The organism is Marinobacterium sp. LSUCC0821 (genome assembly GCF_012848475.1).
Classification (GTDB): domain Bacteria; phylum Pseudomonadota; class Gammaproteobacteria; order Pseudomonadales; family Balneatricaceae; genus Marinobacterium_E.
On sequence record NZ_CP051666.1, the window covers coordinates 1,506,292 to 1,522,964 of the forward strand.

The 16,673-nt window shown below is 48.4% G+C and carries 15 protein-coding genes; 13 read left to right on the forward strand and 2 right to left on the reverse strand.

The genetic code is table 11. The features are described 5' to 3' along the window. The first annotated feature begins 19 nt into the window (after positions 1 to 19). From HH196_RS07215 to HH196_RS07270, 12 genes are all read left to right on the forward strand, one after another. Positions 20 to 1,612, forward strand: a complete 1,593-nt coding sequence (locus HH196_RS07215) for a benzoate-CoA ligase family protein (RefSeq protein ID WP_169451473.1) — start codon at positions 20 to 22, stop codon at positions 1,610 to 1,612. Beyond that, positions 1,612 to 2,397 carry an alpha/beta fold hydrolase gene (locus HH196_RS07220; protein ID WP_211160764.1) on the forward strand — a complete coding sequence of 262 codons (786 nt, stop codon included), beginning with the start codon at positions 1,612 to 1,614 and terminating at the stop codon, positions 2,395 to 2,397. The genes HH196_RS07215 and HH196_RS07220 overlap by 1 nt, the downstream gene beginning before the upstream one ends. 16 nt (positions 2,398 to 2,413) lie before the next feature. Further along, complete coding sequence (locus HH196_RS07225; protein WP_169451474.1) at positions 2,414 to 3,958, forward strand: 3,4-dehydroadipyl-CoA semialdehyde dehydrogenase; 1,545 nt, start codon at positions 2,414 to 2,416, stop codon at positions 3,956 to 3,958. 23 nt (positions 3,959 to 3,981) lie between these two features. Next, a complete protein-coding gene (locus tag HH196_RS07230; protein ID WP_169451475.1) occupies positions 3,982 to 4,773 on the forward strand; it encodes an enoyl-CoA hydratase-related protein in 792 nt (263 codons plus the stop codon). A gap of 6 nt (positions 4,774 to 4,779) precedes the next feature. Then, positions 4,780 to 6,327: a 3-hydroxyacyl-CoA dehydrogenase gene (locus HH196_RS07235; protein WP_169451476.1), complete on the forward strand. Its 1,548-nt coding sequence runs from the start codon at positions 4,780 to 4,782 to the stop codon at positions 6,325 to 6,327. Between the two features lie 10 nt (positions 6,328 to 6,337). Continuing rightward, positions 6,338 to 7,543, forward strand: a complete 1,206-nt coding sequence (pcaF, locus tag HH196_RS07240; protein WP_169451477.1) for a 3-oxoadipyl-CoA thiolase — start codon at positions 6,338 to 6,340, stop codon at positions 7,541 to 7,543. Between the two features lie 149 nt (positions 7,544 to 7,692). Beyond that, positions 7,693 to 9,339, forward strand: a complete 1,647-nt coding sequence (boxC, locus tag HH196_RS07245; protein WP_169451478.1) for a 2,3-epoxybenzoyl-CoA dihydrolase — start codon at positions 7,693 to 7,695, stop codon at positions 9,337 to 9,339. Between the two features lie 22 nt (positions 9,340 to 9,361). Continuing rightward, on the forward strand, positions 9,362 to 10,813 hold the full coding sequence (gene boxB, locus HH196_RS07250; protein ID WP_169451479.1) for a benzoyl-CoA 2,3-epoxidase subunit BoxB: 1,452 nt from the start codon (positions 9,362 to 9,364) through the stop codon (positions 10,811 to 10,813). A 73-nt stretch (positions 10,814 to 10,886) separates the two neighbouring features. Next, positions 10,887 to 12,095 carry a benzoyl-CoA 2,3-epoxidase subunit BoxA gene (gene boxA, locus HH196_RS07255; RefSeq protein WP_169451480.1) on the forward strand — a complete coding sequence of 403 codons (1,209 nt, stop codon included), beginning with the start codon at positions 10,887 to 10,889 and terminating at the stop codon, positions 12,093 to 12,095. 21 nt (positions 12,096 to 12,116) lie between these two features. Beyond that, entirely contained in the window at positions 12,117 to 12,554 is a 438-nt protein-coding gene (locus tag HH196_RS07260; protein ID WP_169451481.1) for a thioesterase family protein, read from the forward strand. Then, the gene (locus HH196_RS07265) at positions 12,547 to 13,449 is read left to right on the forward strand and encodes a helix-turn-helix transcriptional regulator (RefSeq protein WP_169451482.1); all 903 of its coding nucleotides are present in this window, start codon (positions 12,547 to 12,549) and stop codon (positions 13,447 to 13,449) included. Before HH196_RS07260 ends, HH196_RS07265 begins: the two co-directional genes overlap by 8 nt. Before the next feature lie 9 nt (positions 13,450 to 13,458). After that, positions 13,459 to 14,127 (forward strand): nitroreductase, encoded by a 669-nt coding sequence (locus HH196_RS07270; RefSeq protein ID WP_169451483.1) that lies wholly within the window; start codon positions 13,459 to 13,461, stop codon positions 14,125 to 14,127. Here the strand turns inward: HH196_RS07270 and HH196_RS07275 are convergent. Together HH196_RS07275 and HH196_RS07280 are read right to left on the reverse strand one after the other, a co-directional pair. After that, positions 14,124 to 14,417 (reverse strand): hypothetical protein, encoded by a 294-nt coding sequence (locus tag HH196_RS07275; protein WP_169451484.1) that lies wholly within the window; start codon positions 14,415 to 14,417, stop codon positions 14,124 to 14,126. The genes HH196_RS07270 and HH196_RS07275 overlap by 4 nt on opposite strands. Positions 14,418 to 14,421: 4 nt before the next feature. Continuing rightward, on the reverse strand, positions 14,422 to 15,351 hold the full coding sequence (locus HH196_RS07280) for a LysR family transcriptional regulator (RefSeq protein WP_169451485.1): 930 nt from the start codon (positions 15,349 to 15,351) through the stop codon (positions 14,422 to 14,424). Between the two features lie 101 nt (positions 15,352 to 15,452). Between HH196_RS07280 and HH196_RS07285 the strand changes: the two genes are divergently transcribed. Further along, positions 15,453 to 16,646 (forward strand): M20 aminoacylase family protein, encoded by a 1,194-nt coding sequence (locus tag HH196_RS07285; RefSeq protein WP_248276834.1) that lies wholly within the window; start codon positions 15,453 to 15,455, stop codon positions 16,644 to 16,646. The last annotated feature ends 27 nt before the right edge of the window (positions 16,647 to 16,673 follow it).

Consider the following 16,673-nt stretch of genomic DNA (forward strand, 5'->3'; position numbering starts at 1 on the left):
CAAGCAAGGACCTAAAGCAATGGGATACGAACTCAGCAGCTGTGATCACTCACAGATTCCACCACAAGTAACCGTTCCACGACTCTACAACGCCGCTCGCGATCTGATGGATCGCAACCTGAATGCAGGTCGTGGCGACAAGGTGGCCTACATTGATGACAATGGCACCTGTACCTACAACGAGCTTAACCGACGTAGTAATCGCGTAGGTTCAGCACTAGCAACTCTCGGACTACAACAGGAGCAGCGTGTTTTCCTTTGTGCTCTTGATAGTATCGATTGGCCGGTCAGTTTTTTGGGTGCAATCAAGGCGGGCGTCGTACCTGTTGCGATTAACACACTACTTACGCCTAGTGACTACGAATACATGCTGACAGATAGCCGTTCAAAAGTAGCCATCATCTCTCCGCATTTTGTCCCTGTATTCAAAGATCTATTGGAAAAGATTCCAACACTAGAAACGCTTATCGTCACTGGTAACGAGTCAGTTGATGGCGTGATGTCACTTGGAGAGTTAGAAGCACGCGGCACTGATGAATTTGAAGGCCCTGTCACAACAAGTGATGACCCTTGTTTTTGGCTCTACTCTTCAGGCTCAACTGGCGCACCTAAAGGCACAGTTCACATTCACCAATCGATCATCTACACCGCTGAGTTGTTTGGCACTGGTGTACTGGGTCTTCGAGAGAGCGACACAGTTTTCTCAGCAGCTAAGCTCTTCTTTGCTTACGGCCTCGGCAATGCCTTCAGCTTCCCTCTCTCGGTAGGCGCCACAACGGTGCTTATGGCAGAACGCCCAACTCCGGATGCCGTATACGAGCGATTAATCAAACATCAAGCGACCGTATTCTGTGGCGTGCCTACCCTATATGCCGGCATGCTCGCTAAAGCGGATAAACCTGCAAAAGGTGAACTTCCTATCCGAATTAGTACATCAGCAGGTGAGGCACTTCCAGCAGAACTGCTTCGCCAATGGTGTGACGAGCGCGGCAGCGAAATTATCGATGGCATAGGTTCTACTGAGATGTTGCACATCTACCTATCCAATATGCCAGGCAAAGTGGCTGCAGGTAGCACAGGCCAACCAGTCCCAGGCTATGAGATTAAGCTACTGGATGCAGATGATAACGAAGTACCTAAAGGCGAGATTGGCGATCTTGTTGCCAAAGGCCCTTCTACAGCGATCATGTACTGGAACAACCGCGCTAAAAGCACTGCAACCTTCCAAGGTGAGTGGACGCGCAGTGGTGATAAGTTCTACATCAATGAAGATGGTAACTATGTCTATGCTGGTCGATCTGATGACATGCTAAAAGTGAGTGGTATCTACGTATCACCAGCTGAAGTAGAAGCAACTCTGATCAGCCACCCGGCAGTTCTAGAGGCTGCGATTGTCGGCGCTAAAGATGAGAACGATCTGATCAAGCCTAAGGCATACATTGTTCTTAAAAACCCAAGCGATGAATCGGCTGAACTTAACCAAGAACTCAAAAATTTTGTTAAGGCCAACCTTGCTCCTCACAAATACCCTCGCTGGTTCATCTATGTGGAAGAGCTACCAAAAACGGCTACTGGCAAAATCCAACGCTTCAAGTTGCGTGAGCTCGGCTAGTGAACGGTTTTATCGATATCAAAGGCCGTCTTCATGAGACGGTCACTTTCACACCTGAAAGCTACCTTTTTAAAGATGCTGCCTTTGTGCTTCTTCACGAAGGGCTAGGCTGTGTTGAGTTGTGGAAGAATTTCCCACAAAACCTCGCTGATGCAATGGGTATGGATGTGGTTGCCTATAGCCGTGCAGGCTATGGTAAATCATCTCCTGTGGAGGTTCCTCGTGAACTCAGCTACATGCACGAAGAGGCAGAGGAGTGGCTACCGAAAATACTGAAGACGCTCGACTATCAGCGCATCATTTTAGTAGGCCACAGTGATGGCGGATCAATTGCCCTCATTCATGCCGGCAGTTGTGCAGATGAGCGCGTCAGTGGTGTTGTGACCCTGGCTGCACACGTTTTCAACGAGCCTGTCTGTGTTGCCAGTATCGAAAAGGCTAAAATCGCATTCCAAAAGGGTGACCTTAGACCTGCTCTAGAAAAGTACCACGGTGACAATGTCGATGTCGCATTTTGGGGCTGGAACCAAGCCTGGCTTAACCCTGGTTTTCTAAACTGGAACATCGAAGAGTACCTACCGAAAATTCGAATCCCTCTGCTCGTGGTTCAGGGTGATGCCGACGAATACGGCACCGAACAGCAGGTTGATGCAATCGTCTCAAAAACAGGCGGAGCTGCTGAAAAGCTAATGATCAAAGAGTGCCGCCACTCAATTCACCGCGATGCGCCAGCAGATCTTATCGGCGCGATTGCAGGTTTTATTGCCAAATACCAACTCGTTTAATTTTTAAGGATTTTTCATGCGCATTAGCAGCTTTCTTGCCGGTCAGTGGCAGGATAATGGGCAGACATTGGCTCAAGTATTTTGTGCTTTAGATGGCACCGTTATGGGCGACGTTGTCGGCCACAACACAAATATGGGCGATGCACTCAACTACGCTCGAACTGTCGGTGGACCAGCGCTTCGCAACCTAACCTACGCACAGCGAGGCCAGTTATTGAAGGCAGTCGCTGCAACACTTGCAGAAAATAAAGCAAAGTATGCTGAGCTTAGTTATAGAAATAATGGCGCCACTGATACTGATACCTTCCTAGATGTAGAAGGTGGTATTGGCACCCTTAAGTACTACGCTTCACTAAGTAAAGGCTTGGGTGAGCGTCACTGGATAACCGAAGGCGATATTGAGCCTGTCACTAAAGATGAGAACTTTCGCGCGGTACATCTTCTGACCCCAATCCGCGGAGTTGCTGTTCACATCAACGCTTTCAACTTCCCAGCCTGGGGCATGCTAGAGAAGCTTGCTGTCTCCCTTCTTGCTGGTGTGCCTATGTTAGTTAAACCAGCAACAGCTACCCTTCCGGTCGCTTATGAGATGGTAAGAGATATCGTAGCCGCAGAGATTCTCCCAGCAGGCGTTTTAAGTTTGCTAGCAGGTGGCGGCCGTGATCTGCTAGACCACATTACGTCACAGGATGCCGTGGCTTTTACAGGTTCTGCTGATACTGCAGAAAAACTTGCAAGCCATCCACGAATGATCAGCGAGCACGTCCGTTTTAACGCAGAAGCAGATAGCATTAACTCGTCGATCCTAGGTCCCGATCTAAATTCAGAATCAAGCGGTTTCAAATCATTCATTCATGAAGTTTCCAAAGAGATGACCATCAAAGCGGGTCAGAAATGCACAGCAGTTCGCCGTATTTTTGTTCCAGCAGCACTGCTTGATGATGCGCAACAGGCACTTAGTAACAAGCTTGCCAAAGGAGTACTTGGCGACCCCAAACGTGAAGGCGTGACTATGGGGCCACTTGTTAGCGCATCTCAAAAGCAGGCTGCGGTTGACGGAACCGAGCGTCTTGCCAGCGAATGTGAACTTGTCTTCGAAGGTAATCAATCGATTGATGGCGATGAAAACGGCTACTATGTGACCCAGAAACTGATGTTGTGCCGCAATCCAGTGGATGCCAAAGTAGTGCATTCGACAGAAGTTTTTGGCCCTGTTTCAACGCTTATGCCATACAGCTCAAACGAGGAGCTATTTGAGCTAGTTCGCCGTGGCGGTGGCTCACTAGTATCATCGATCTTCACTAATGATGATGAGTTTGCGTTTTCTGCAGTTGCAGAACTCGCATCTTCGCACGGCCGACTACTCGTTGTAGATGATACTATTAGTCGCGGGCACTCAGGACACGGTAATGTAATGCCTAACTGTAATCACGGCGGCCCTGGGCGCGCAGGCGGTGGTAGCGAACTCGGTGGTTTACGAGGACTTGGGTTCTACAACGTCCGCACTGCCGTGCAAACCAATGTAAACCGTGCTGCAACGCTTGCAGGCGAAATTAGCTAACCAAAGGCTAAATAGGAGTTAAGATGCAAGGGCTAGAATCCTTAACAGATCTCGAAGCTATCAAGGTAGCTGGCGAGAATGGCGTTGTTAGAATCACGCTTAACCGACCTGAGCGCCTTAATAGCTTTAGCAAAACAATGCACTTGGAGCTTAAACAAGCACTTGCTGCAATCAAACGGTTAAAAGATCTGCGTCTCTTAGTTCTTACTGGTGAAGGACGTGGATTCTGTGCCGGCCAAGATTTGGAAGAGCGCCGAATTCCAGAGGGGGAGCCACGTCCTGATCTTGGTGACTCACTAAAAAACACCTACAGCCCATTAGTATCTGCTCTACGTGAACTGCCAGTACCAACCATTGCCGCGGTCAATGGTGTGGCTGCTGGAGCTGGTGCATCTATAGCACTTGCATGCGATATCGTTATTGCAAAGCGTGGCGCTAAGATGACGTTTCCATTCAGCCACCTAGGCTTGGTACCAGATGCTGGGGCTACTTCGACTCTGGTGCGAAATATAGGTCAAGCGCGAGCGATGGCAGTTGCCATGCTTGGCGAGATGATTCTTGCTGAAGAGGCAGAACAGATGGGCTTAATCTGGTCAGCAGTCGATGCAGACCAGTTTGAAGATCAGGTTGAGAGCACCATCAAAAATCTATTAGGCCGCCCCGCTCTTGGATTGGAGCTCATCAAGCGCTCAATGTATCAAGCTTATGAAAACAGCTTTGCAGAGCAGCTTGAACTAGAAAGCAGCTGTCAGAAACTAGCGGGCCGCAACCCTGAATTCTGGGATCGCGTGAACGCATTCCTAAACAAGAAGTGATATGTCATGAGTAATCAAGTTTTAACACCCGAAGAGATCAAAACCGTTGGCGTCATTGGCGCTGGAACTATGGGCGCAGGTATTGCACAGGTTGCAGCTCAAGGTGGTTGCAAAGTGACGCTGGTTGATTTGAACAGCGAAGCCCTCGAACGCGGTATTGCAGGTATTGCAAAAGGTCTAGATGGTTTGGTCGCTCGTGGCAAGATGGATGCTACTCGCGCTAAAGAGATCGTAGCGGCTATTACACCGGCAACAGAACTTGCAGCACTTGCCGATGCAGATCTTGTTATTGAAGCAATCGTTGAACGCTTAGATGTAAAACAGAGTGTGTTCAAAGAACTAGAGAGCATCTGCTCTGAGAAGACCATTCTTACAAGTAACACATCGTCAATTTCAATCACCTCTATTGGTGCAGCACTTGAACACCCAGAACGTCTAGCAGGTCTTCACTTCTTTAATCCTGCACCAATCATGAAGCTGGTTGAAGTGATTCAAGGATTGGCTACAGACAAAGCGGTCATCAATACTTTGCTAACGCTTGCAACTGGCTGGGGCAAAACGGCTGTTGCAGCCAAATCAAGTCCTGGCTTCATCGTCAACCGTGTAGCACGTCCATACTATGCAGAGGGCATGCGCCTGGTTGAAGAGGGTGTTGCATCTGCACCGATGGTTGATGCACTTCTGAAAGAGGCCGGTGGATTCCGCATGGGACCTTTCGAGCTAACCGACCTCATTGGCCAAGATGTTAACTATGCGGTGACCTGCTCTGTCTTTGATGCTTTCTACAACGACCCTCGCTTTAAGCCATCGCTTGTTCAAAAAGAGCTTGTAGACGCTGGCTGGCTTGGCCGCAAATCGGGTCGTGGTTTCTACCAGTACGAAAATGGTAACCAGATCAAACCTGAGCTCGAGTGGGATAACATTCGCTTTGGCGGATTTTTCCAGATTCGTGAAGTTATTCGTTCACCACAAATAGAAGCTCTACTATCGCGAATTGAAATTGCAGGTGTCGCTCTTCCTTCAGTTACAGAAGGTGAAGTTGGCGAGATTCGTTTTGCAAATGGCGCACGCCTGATGCTGACCAATGGCCAGACAACTCTTGAGCGCTGTATAGAAGAGAATGATCCATTCATCATTCAGTTTGACCTAGCCCTCGATTACCAGAAAGCGACAGCACTAGCTCTTTCATGCCATCCTGAAGTACCCGAAGAGGTTTGGACTGAAGTGTACGCCCTACTCGACTTCATCGGCATTAAGAGCATTCGCCTAAAAGATATGCCTGGTCTAGCAGTCATGCGCACCGTCGCTATGCTCATCAATGAAGCAGCTGATGCGCTGCATTATGGCATTGGCTCAGCAGAGGGTATCGATGCTGCAATGTGTGCTGGCGTGAACTACCCAACAGGTCTTCTAAGCTGGGCAGATCAGTTAGGGGCTGACTACTTCTTTGAAGTACTCGATAATATGAATCTATTTTATGGAGATGACCGCTACCGTGTATCTCCTGCACTGCAGCAGCACAGCATGGCTGGCATGCAGTTCCACAGTGTTTAAGGAGTGACACATGCCTGAAGCTTTTATCTGTTTAGCAAAACGTTCAGCAATTGGCCGCTACGCTGGAACACTCGCCGCCGTTCGTCCAGATGATCTGTTGGGTGATGTCATTCGCCAAACACTGGCGCAAGCACCTAACCTAGATCCTGCATCCATTGAAGATGTACTGATGGGCTGTGCAAACCAAGCAGGGGAAGATAACCGCAACGTAGCTCGTATGTCGACGCTACTTGCCGGTATGCCAACTTCTGTTTCAGCAGCAACAATTAACCGTCTCTGTGGCTCTGGCCTTGATGCTGTAGGCACTATGGCACGCGCTATTAAAGCGGGAGAAATGAGCATCGCGCTTGCCGGTGGTGTCGAATCAATGTCTCGCGCACCCTATGTAATGGGCAAGTCAGAGACAGCTTTCGGCCGCAGCCAAAAGCTTGAAGATACAACCATGGGCTGGCGCTTTGTGAACCCAATCATGAAGCGCACTCATGGCATAGACACTATGCCTCAGACTGCTGACAACGTAGCAGTTGAGTACGGTATCTCACGTGAAGAGCAGGATCAGTTTGCACTTCACAGCCAGCAGAAAACAGCAGCGGCACAAGTAAACAACCTATTTGCCGACGAGATCGTTCCGATTGCTATCCCGCAACGCAAAGGCGACGCCATCATTTTTGACACTGATGAGCACCCACGCGCCAGCACAGATATGGCTGCACTCACAAAACTAAAACCGGTTAACGGTGAAGGCGGAACTGTTACTGCGGGTAACGCATCGGGCATCAATGACGGTGCTTGTGCTGTACTACTTGCAGATGAAATTGGCTGTCAGCTGCAAGGTCTTGAGCCTATGGCACGTGTGCTAGGCATGGCTACAGCAGGCATTGACCCGCGTATTATGGGCGTAGGCCCAATCGAAGCTGTAAAAAAGGTCTTGAAACAGACAGGTCTCACTTTAGAGCAGATGGATGTTATTGAGCTAAACGAAGCGTTCGCTGCTCAAGCGCTTGGTGTACTTAAAGGCTTAAACCTAGATGCACAAGATCCACGACTCAACCCACTAGGCGGTGCCATCTCTCTTGGCCACCCTCTAGGTATGAGTGGAGCTCGTCTAGTCACCTCTGCTACTTATCAACTGCAGCGAAATGGTGGAAAATATGCACTATGCACCATGTGTATCGGTGTAGGCCAAGGGATTGCGCTGATTATTGAGCGCGTTTAAACCCTCAATAAGAACATAAAGGCTCCTTTTTAGGGGCCTTTTTTCTGAAAAATATTGCATTTAATTGTGGTCAATCAATAAAACATGCAATATAATGCATCTCAAGCAATCGAAATAATAAGAACGATGCAAGCAACGAGGATGTATAAATGATCGACTTTCAGACAAACCCTTCAAAATACAATCACTGGAAAATCAGTTTTGAAGGTGAAGTAGCAACGCTAATAATGGACGTTAATCCAGCGGCTACTCTTAAACCTGGTTACGAGCTTAAGATGAACTCCTACGATCTAGGTGTTGATATTGAGCTATATGATGCAATTCAGCGTCTGCGCTTTGAACACCCTGAAGTTAAGACCGTTGTTATGACTTCAGCAAACCCTAAAATCTTCTGTGCTGGTGCAAACATCAAAATGCTTGGCCTATCATCACACGCACACAAGGTTAACTTCTGTAAATTCACTAACGAAACGCGCAACTCAATCGAAGATGCGAGCGCTGCTTCTGGCATGAAGTTTATCGCTGCAGTTAACGGCACCGCAGCAGGCGGTGGTTACGAGCTTGCACTTGCATGTGACGAAATTCTTCTAATCGATGATGGCAACAGCGCTGTATCTCTTCCAGAAGTACCACTACTAGCTGTACTACCTGGTACTGGTGGTCTTACTCGTGTTGTTGATAAGCGTAAAGTGCGCCGTGACCGTGCAGATATCTTCTGTTCAATCGAAGAGGGTGCACGTGGCCAGAAAGCTGTTGATTGGCGCCTAATCGATCAATCAATCCCACGCTCACAGTTCAGCGAAGCTGTTGTTCAGCGCGCTAAAGAGCTAGCAGCACTTTCCGATCGTCCAGCAGGTCAGGGTTGTTCACTTGGGGACCTAAGCCGCCAGTTCACTGATGCAGGTGTTGAATACTCAACCGTCTCTGTAGCAGTAAACCGCGATCGTCACGATGCAGAGATCACGTTGAAAACAGTGGGTACTGATATGCCTGCTGATGCTGAAGGCGCACTTGCGATGGGTGACCAGTTCTGGCCACTACGTCTGACTCGCGAACTAGATGATGCCCTACTTCACCTGCGTACCAATGAGACACTAGAAGGTGTTATGGTATTCAAATCGCAGGGTGACCTAGACGCTGTGATGGCTGCAGATGCATTCCTACAGGCTAACGCTGACCACTGGTTCATTCGCGAAATCCTTGCTTACTGGAAACGCACAATGAAACGTGTCGACATGTCTTCACGCACCCTAATCACTCTTGTTGAGCCAGGTAGCTGTTTCGGCGGTTTCATCTCTGAGCTTGTATTCGCAGCGGACCGCGCTTACATGCTTGAAGGCCAGTTCGAGGGTGATGATCGTCCAGCAGCTGAGATGAAGCTTAGCGCTCTCAATTTTGGCGCACTACCTATGAGCAATGATCTAACTCGCCTTGAAACTCGTTTCTATGGTGAACCTGAATCAGTAGATGCAGCTAAAGCACAGATCGGCGTTGCCCTTGATGCTGCTGCAGCTAACAAGCTAGGGCTAGTAACTGACGCACTTGATGATATCGACTGGGAAGATGAAGTTCCTATGGTAATCGAACTACGTGCTAGCTACTCTCCAGACGCGCTTACAGGCATGGAAGCGAACCTTCGCTTTGCTGGCCCTGAGACAATGGAAACTAAGATTTTCGGTCGACTTACTGCATGGCAGAACTGGATCTTCCAACGTCCAAATGCTGTATCAGACCAGGGTGCACTGAAACTTTACGGTACAGGCACTCGTCCAAACTACGACTTCAACCGTGTTTAATTGAATAACTGGGAGAACAACAATGACTGAATCAGTTCGCGTAGAAGTAAACTACGAAGACTCAATTCCAAACAACGTTGACCTATCTGGCGACCGTCGTCTTCTTAAAGCTCTAGAAGAGTGGCACCCAGGTTACATCGACTGGTGGAAAGACATGGGTCCTGAAGGCTGGAACGACAAAGAGGTTTACCTGCGTACCGCTGTAGGTGTAGACCCTAAAGGTTGGGCTGTATTTGACCACGTTAAGATGCCTGAGTACCGCTGGGGTATCCTTCTAGCACCACAGGTAGAAGGCCGTACCATTCCTTTCGGTAAGCACAAGGGCGAGCCTGTATGGCAGGAAGTACCTGCAGAGTACCGCTCAATGCTACGTCGTCTTCTTGTAATTCAGGGTGATACTGAGCCAGCATCTGTTGAGCAGCAGCGTCACCTAGGTGCTACAGCGCCTTCACTTTACGACATGCGTAACCTTTTCCAGGTTAACGTAGAAGAGGGTCGTCACCTATGGGCGATGGTCTACCTACTTGTTAAGTTCTTTGGTAAAGATGGCCGTGAAGAGGCGAAAATGCTTCTTGAACGCCGCTCTGGTAACGAAGACCTTCCACGTATTCTTGGTGCGTTTAACGAAGCGACTCCAGACTGGCTCTCTTTCTTCATGTTCACTTACTTCACAGACCGTGACGGTAAGATGCAGCTTGAGTCTCTAGCTCAGTCAGGCTTCGATCCACTATCACGTACTTGTCGCTTCATGCTAACTGAAGAAGCACACCACATGTTTGTTGGTGAGTCTGGTGTACAGCGTGTACTTGAGCGTACTTGTGAAGCGATGAACGAGGCAGGTATCACAGATCCAAACGACATCGAGGCCGTTCGTGCGCTTGGCGTTATTGACCTACCAACGATCCAGAAGAAACTGAACTTCCATATGTCAGTTACTCACGATCTATTTGGTGCCGAGCTCTCTACTAACGCTGCTGCAGCGTTTGAAGCAGGCCTAAAAGGTCGCTTCATGGAAGAGAAGATCGATGATGACCACCAGCTATACAACGATACCTACATGGTTATGCAGGTTGAGAATGGCCAGCTAGTTGAGAAAGAAGAGAACGCTATCGCAGCGATTAACGGTCGCCTTCTCGATGATTACATCAACGATGCTAAAGGTGGTATCAAGCGCTGGAACAAAGCGATTGCTAAGACTGGTATCGAATTTGAGTTAGTTGCACCTCATAAAGCATTCAACCGTAAGATCGGCCAGTTCTCTGAAATCAATGTAACTCCTGAAGGTGAAGTAGTTGACGCAGCGACTTTTGAAGCTAACTTAGACAACTACCTACCAAGCCAAGATGACCTTCTATTCATCAACAGCTTGATGAAGCCTTGTTACGAGCGTGGACAGTACGCTAACTGGATTAAAGAGCCTAAAGTAGGTATCAATAGCCAGCCAGGTGATTTCGAGTACGTACGTCTCGCTTAATCACTGACTAAAACCCCACTGGCATTCCCAGTGGGGTTTTATCGATTATAAGAATCTATATAAGAGCAACGTTATGACAGCATTACGCCAACACCTTATCGATCCAGAAGTTTGTATTCGCTGTAACACCTGTGAAGAGAACTGCCCTGTTGAAGGCGCGATCGAGCATAATGAAGACAACTACGTAGTTAACTCAGATCTATGTAACTACTGCATGAACTGTATCGCTCCATGTCCTACTGGCGCTATCGACAACTGGCGCATGGTTAACGATGCTTATTCACTTGAAGACCAGTACTCTTGGGACGAGCTTCCTGAGCAGATTGAACTGGCAGATATTACTGATGAGGCTGGCGAATCTGAAGCCGCATCAATTCTAGATACTGCGCACGCAGGCACAGGAGCCGTACCTGCGCCAGCAACAGCATCTAAGCCTGTAATCAACATGTGGACACGTGAGCAACCCGCCAAGGCCACTGTGACAGGTAACTACCGAATCACTGAAGAGGGAACTGATTCCGATATTCACCATATCGTATTGGATTTCGGTTCACAGTCCTTCCCAGTTTTGGAAGGGCAATCGATCGGCATCATTCCTCCAGGGACCGACGCAAAAGGCAAGCCACACCTTGTACGCCTCTACTCTATTGCCAGTGCCCGCGATGGTGAACGTCCAGGTTATAACAACCTCGCCCTCACAGTTAAGCGCGTCACTTTTGAGGCAGACGGCGAAACACACGAAGGGGTTGGCTCAAGCTACATGTGCAACCTCAACAAGGGCGATGAAGTACAAGTTACTGGCCCGTTTGGTAACACCTTCCTGATGCCAAACGACCCAGATGCGAACCTGGTAATGATCTGTACCGGAACTGGTGCTGCACCGTTCCGCGGTATGACTGAACGTCGTCGCCGTATCGGTGGTAATGGCGCTGGTAAGATGATGCTTTTCTTTGGTGCTCGCTCACCAAGCGAACTGCCATATTTCGGACCACTTCAGAAAGTACCTTCTAATCTGTTAGATCAAGAGCTTGTCTTCTCTCGCATGACAAAACTTGATGATCAACAGAAAGAGTACGTTCAACATCGCATGCTAAAACGCTCTACTGATTTAGCTAATCTTCTAAAAGATTCAAATACATACATTTATTTGTGTGGTTTGAAAGGAATGGAAGATGGTGTTGAACAAAGTTTTGATAAGATATGCTCAGACAACGGTTTGAACTGGTCTGAAATACGCCAAACGCTTCGCAGTGAAGGCCGCTACCATATCGAAACTTACTAACACTCAAGGATAGCTAACGAGATGAATGCCCCAGTTGAGTATATTCGCCAACCTCAATGGGGCGATACCGATGCTGCACACATTGTCTTTACGGGACGTATCGCTGATTACGTGGTAGATGCAATAGATCACTTTATGCGTGAAGTGGTGGGTGTACCTTGGTTTGAGCTTAATATGGACCACCAAATTGGTACGCCATTCGTCTCTGTTAGCTATGACATCTACAAGTCAATTACACCTCGCAGCCCTATTCGCTGCTTGGTCTTTGTCGAAAAGCTGGGTAACTCATCCATTATCTTTAATGTAGAGATCTACTTAGAGGATGGGACTAAGTGCGTTGATGGCCGAACAGTTAATGTCTTTGTTGATAACAGAGATATGACAAAAATCGACATTCCTGCTGAGTTTCGTGCGAAAATCGAAGCTTATATGCATGCAGGAGGTTCGCATCATGTCTGAGGCAATGGTACTGACACTATCGCCTGAAGAGGTCACCCTTGATCACTACATCGAGGATATAGGTAATCGGGTTCGCGCTTTGCGTGCGAAACGCGGCATGACGCGTAAGGATCTGGCCAAGCACTCAGATGTATCTGAACGCTACCTCGCCCAATTAGAGACTGGTAAAGCGAATATCACGCTGGCGGTGCTTTGGCGTGTTGCGGATGCCTTTGATATCTCTCTGTCATCACTTATCCCCTGCCCTCAACGCGACCGTATCAATCCGTTGTTGAGCAGCTTTGTGGCGCAACTTACAGCGGATCAGCAGCTGACTGCCTTACAAATCGTGAAGCGCAGTTTCAACGAGCAACTTTCGCGTGGTCACGGTATTGCACTGATTGGTCTTCGCGGCGCAGGTAAATCGACCCTGGGTGAAGCACTTGCCAAAGAGATGGGTGTTCGATTCATTCGTCTCACTGCACTTATTGAAGAACAGGCCAACATGAGTGTTGCTGAAATTCTAGACCTAGGCGGTCAGAAGAAGTTTCGTCGTATTGAAGCACAAGCACTTAACTCTGTTATGGAGCTTGGTGAACCCGTTGTTTTGGAAACAGGTGGCTCACTTGTTTCGCAAACAGAGACGTTCAACATGCTGCTTGAGAACTTCTTCTCAGTATGGATCAAGGCGTCACCAGAAGAGCACCTTGGCAGGGTTATGCAACAAGGCGATACACGCCCGATGCAAGGGTTTAAAGAGGCGATCGAAGATCTTCGCTTGATCCTTGAAGAGCGTGAAGCCGAGTACCAGCAAGCAGACTATGCACTAGACACAACTGCACGTGATATTAATGATTGCCTAAGTGAGCTGCGCAAACTCTCTAGCCCATTTTTGCAGCCAAGCTCAAAGGCCTAAGGAGCGAGCATGAATGTTTCACAAGCGCTACTGCAGCGAAAAACCGTTCGTGCTTTTACAAATAAGCCGGTTGAGCCTGCGCTGATTAAATCGATTTTGCAGCGAGCCTCGCGAGCACCTTCTAACGGAAACATTCAGCCGTGGAAAATATATGCGGTTACAGGCTCAACGCTTGAGCAGATAAAACAGGAGGCGGTATCTAGACATGAGTCTGGCCTTCCACCTGATGAACCAGAATACACCGTCTACCCGATGCCGCTTCCAGCAGAGTATAACCAGAGACGCAAAGCGATTGGCGAAGATCTTTATAACCTCCTGGGTGTAACCCGCGAAGACAAAGCTGGTCGTCAACGGCAATTCGCAGAGAACGGTCGTATGTTTGGGGCACCGGTAGCTCTGTTCGCTTATGTGGATCGTCAATTAAGCCTTGGCCAGTGGATGGATCTTGGTATGTTCCTACAGAGCGTGATGCTTCTTTGTGAAGAGGAGGGTCTTGCGAGCTGTGCACAGGGATACTGGAGTTTCTTCCACACTATCGTCAACAAGGCGACCAAAGCTCCCGACGAGCTCATGCTCGCCTGCGGATTGGCGATTGGTTACGAAGATAAAGAGGCTAAGATTAACTCTCTCGTTGCCACTCGCCTTGCTGTTGATGGATTCACAACGTTTCTGGATTAGAGCGCGACTGCGGGCATTCTTACTAGAGTCCCCGCCACCTCACAAATAACACTGAGCTGATCTGTTTCATAGTGAAGCGTCACTAGCTCTTCGGTATCGGTTTTTAAAAGATCAGCCCGCGCCACTTTAAATTCATAGTCCGAATCGGTATCGGTAATAAACGAGACCATAGTGTGGTCCACGATCACACCATATTGGGTAATCTCGATCTCAACGAACTTCGATTTCTCAGTTCCTAGATGTGCGAGCAGTTCCCGCCAATGATGCTTTGGAAAGATACCTTTAGCCATTGTATTAGACCGCCAGGGGAGGTCGACTGAGCTCTTCAGAAAAGTTACTCATCAACAATCTCTGCACCAGTGTTTCCATCTCTTGTGCTGCTGGAGTCAGTGGCATACCGCGCACTCTAACGATGCCCAGCGTTGCCATAGGCGGTAGCGGCTGAATCGCAAAAGGTTCGAGCCCCTGCCCCGATAAGGAATCACTCATGTAACGGGTAGGACCAAATCCTATTAGATCCGTTCTCCGCATCATCTCCAGCATAATTTGTGGCGAGGTGCACTGCACGATCTCTTTGGGTCGGGGAAGTCCTTGCTCATCCAACCAAGACAAAAGACCATTTGAGCTACTCCCTAAAGAGATATTCAACACCCAGCTCGCCTCTAAAAGCTTTTCCCAATCCTGCTCTTTGGCTAGCGGATGCCCCTTGCGACCGGTAACTGCAATAGAGACATTGCAGAGCGGGGTAAACACAAGTTCTGTTGGCAATTCACTTTGCGTGGCAATGGCGACACCAAAATCGAGATGCCCTTCAATCAGCCCTGGGACAATAGTGGTTAAAAGCCCTTCCGTCAGAACCAAATCTGCATCTGGAAGTTTATGTTTAAACTGACGGTAAATGTCCGGAAATACGGTAGAAGAGACCACGGGCGTAATACCAATAGAGACTTTAGCCCCCTTACCACCACTAATTTGAGCAACTTCATCCTTCGCACGCTCTATAGTGGCGAGAATCATCCTTGCACGTTTAAGAAGCGCATCGCCTGCAGGAGTAAAACTTATCCCGCGATAACTGCGCGAAAGCAGCTCTGCACCAAAATTTTCTTCAAGCTCTTTCATTGAACGGGTCAGCGCACTTTGGCTGGTGCCCAGCTCTGCAGCTGCACTTCGAATAGAGCCTGTATCAGCAATTTTGACCAGTGCTCTGATTTGTTGGTTCTTCATAGTAGTGACACCAAAATTAGATCGCCAAACCAAAAATATTATCTATTTGTTTTCACTGCAACCCTTTACTCTTTAAAAACAGAAAAATAAAAGTAATAGCAATGAAAGATCTAGACATTAAATCGATGAAAGAGTGGCGACATGCCATTCATGCCAACCCAGAACTTGGCTTTGAAGAGCACCAGACCAGTGAGTTTGTACTCTCCTTGCTCAAGAGCTGGGGCTACCAAGTGACAACAGGCTTAGCGGTAACTGGCCTAGTTGCACAACGTGTCTTTGGTGACGGGAGCGGCCCAAAGATTGGCCTGCGTGCAGATATGGATGCACTCCCTCTTCAAGAGCTCACAGGACTACCTTGGCAAAGCAAAAGTGCTGGCAAAATGCATGCCTGCGGGCATGATGGCCACACAGCCATTTTGCTGGGTGCCGCTAAGTACATCAGTCAGATGGATACAAGCGCATTCAACGGCACACTCAATCTTATCTTCCAACCTGCAGAAGAGGTCGGGGGCGGCGGTGGCGCTCAATGCATGATCGATGACGGACTATTTGACCGTTTTCCTTGTGATGCAATCTTTGGTCTACACAACTACCCAGGCGTTCCTGTAGGGCATTGTGAACTCCGTGCCGGCTCATTCATGTGCTCATCTGATGTAGTACGTTTAACCTTCTCTGGCAAAGGTGGCCACGGTGGTTTACCGCAAATGGCGATTGACCCAACACAACCGCTAGCAGCAACCATCACTGGCCTTCAGTCAATCATCAGTCGCAATATTGACCCACTCGATACGGGCGTTATAAGCGTAGGGCGCATTCAGGCTGGCCATACCTATAACATCATTCCTGAGACCGCTCTTCTTGAGTTGAGTGTACGCGCTCTGCAACCAAGCGTAAGAGATCGTCTTCAACAACGTATTGAAGCGCTAGCTAAATCTCAAGCTGCAGCCTACGAGTGTACTGTAGATATCAGTTATGAGATGGGTTACCCAGTTCTCATTAATGATGAAGCATCCGCACAATTGATAAGTGAAGTAGCTACTCATCTCTTTGGAGAAGAAAAAGTAGATGCGAAAGCAAGACCACTCACGGGCAGCGAGGACTTTGCCTACATGCTGCAAAAAGTCCCTGGCTGTTACTTTCTAATAGGAAATGGTGACAACGGATTTGATGGCGGTGAACATAGGCAAGGGCCTTGTAGTGTTCACAACCCTCATTACGATTTCAATGACGAAGCACTCGATACTGGTGCCCAAGTATGGGTGGCTCTGGTCGAAAAATTGTTCAGCGAAAAATAAAATAAAAAACAAACGAGGATATAAAAG

Coding starts and splice junctions, on each gene's coding strand:
- HH196_RS07215 (WP_169451473.1), top strand. CDS start 20: ATGGGATACGAACTCAGCAGCTGTGATCACTCACAGATTCCACCACAA.
- HH196_RS07225 (WP_169451474.1), top strand. CDS start 2,414: ATGCGCATTAGCAGCTTTCTTGCCGGTCAGTGGCAGGATAATGGGCAG.
- HH196_RS07230 (WP_169451475.1), top strand. CDS start 3,982: ATGCAAGGGCTAGAATCCTTAACAGATCTCGAAGCTATCAAGGTAGCT.
- HH196_RS07235 (WP_169451476.1), top strand. CDS start 4,780: ATGAGTAATCAAGTTTTAACACCCGAAGAGATCAAAACCGTTGGCGTC.
- pcaF (WP_169451477.1), top strand. CDS start 6,338: ATGCCTGAAGCTTTTATCTGTTTAGCAAAACGTTCAGCAATTGGCCGC.
- boxC (WP_169451478.1), top strand. CDS start 7,693: ATGATCGACTTTCAGACAAACCCTTCAAAATACAATCACTGGAAAATC.
- boxB (WP_169451479.1), top strand. CDS start 9,362: ATGACTGAATCAGTTCGCGTAGAAGTAAACTACGAAGACTCAATTCCA.
- boxA (WP_169451480.1), top strand. CDS start 10,887: ATGACAGCATTACGCCAACACCTTATCGATCCAGAAGTTTGTATTCGC.
- HH196_RS07260 (WP_169451481.1), top strand. CDS start 12,117: ATGAATGCCCCAGTTGAGTATATTCGCCAACCTCAATGGGGCGATACC.
- HH196_RS07265 (WP_169451482.1), top strand. CDS start 12,547: ATGTCTGAGGCAATGGTACTGACACTATCGCCTGAAGAGGTCACCCTT.
- HH196_RS07270 (WP_169451483.1), top strand. CDS start 13,459: ATGAATGTTTCACAAGCGCTACTGCAGCGAAAAACCGTTCGTGCTTTT.
- HH196_RS07275 (WP_169451484.1), bottom strand. CDS start 14,417: ATGGCTAAAGGTATCTTTCCAAAGCATCATTGGCGGGAACTGCTCGCA.
- HH196_RS07280 (WP_169451485.1), bottom strand. CDS start 15,351: ATGAAGAACCAACAAATCAGAGCACTGGTCAAAATTGCTGATACAGGC.
- HH196_RS07285 (WP_248276834.1), top strand. CDS start 15,453: ATGAAAGATCTAGACATTAAATCGATGAAAGAGTGGCGACATGCCATT.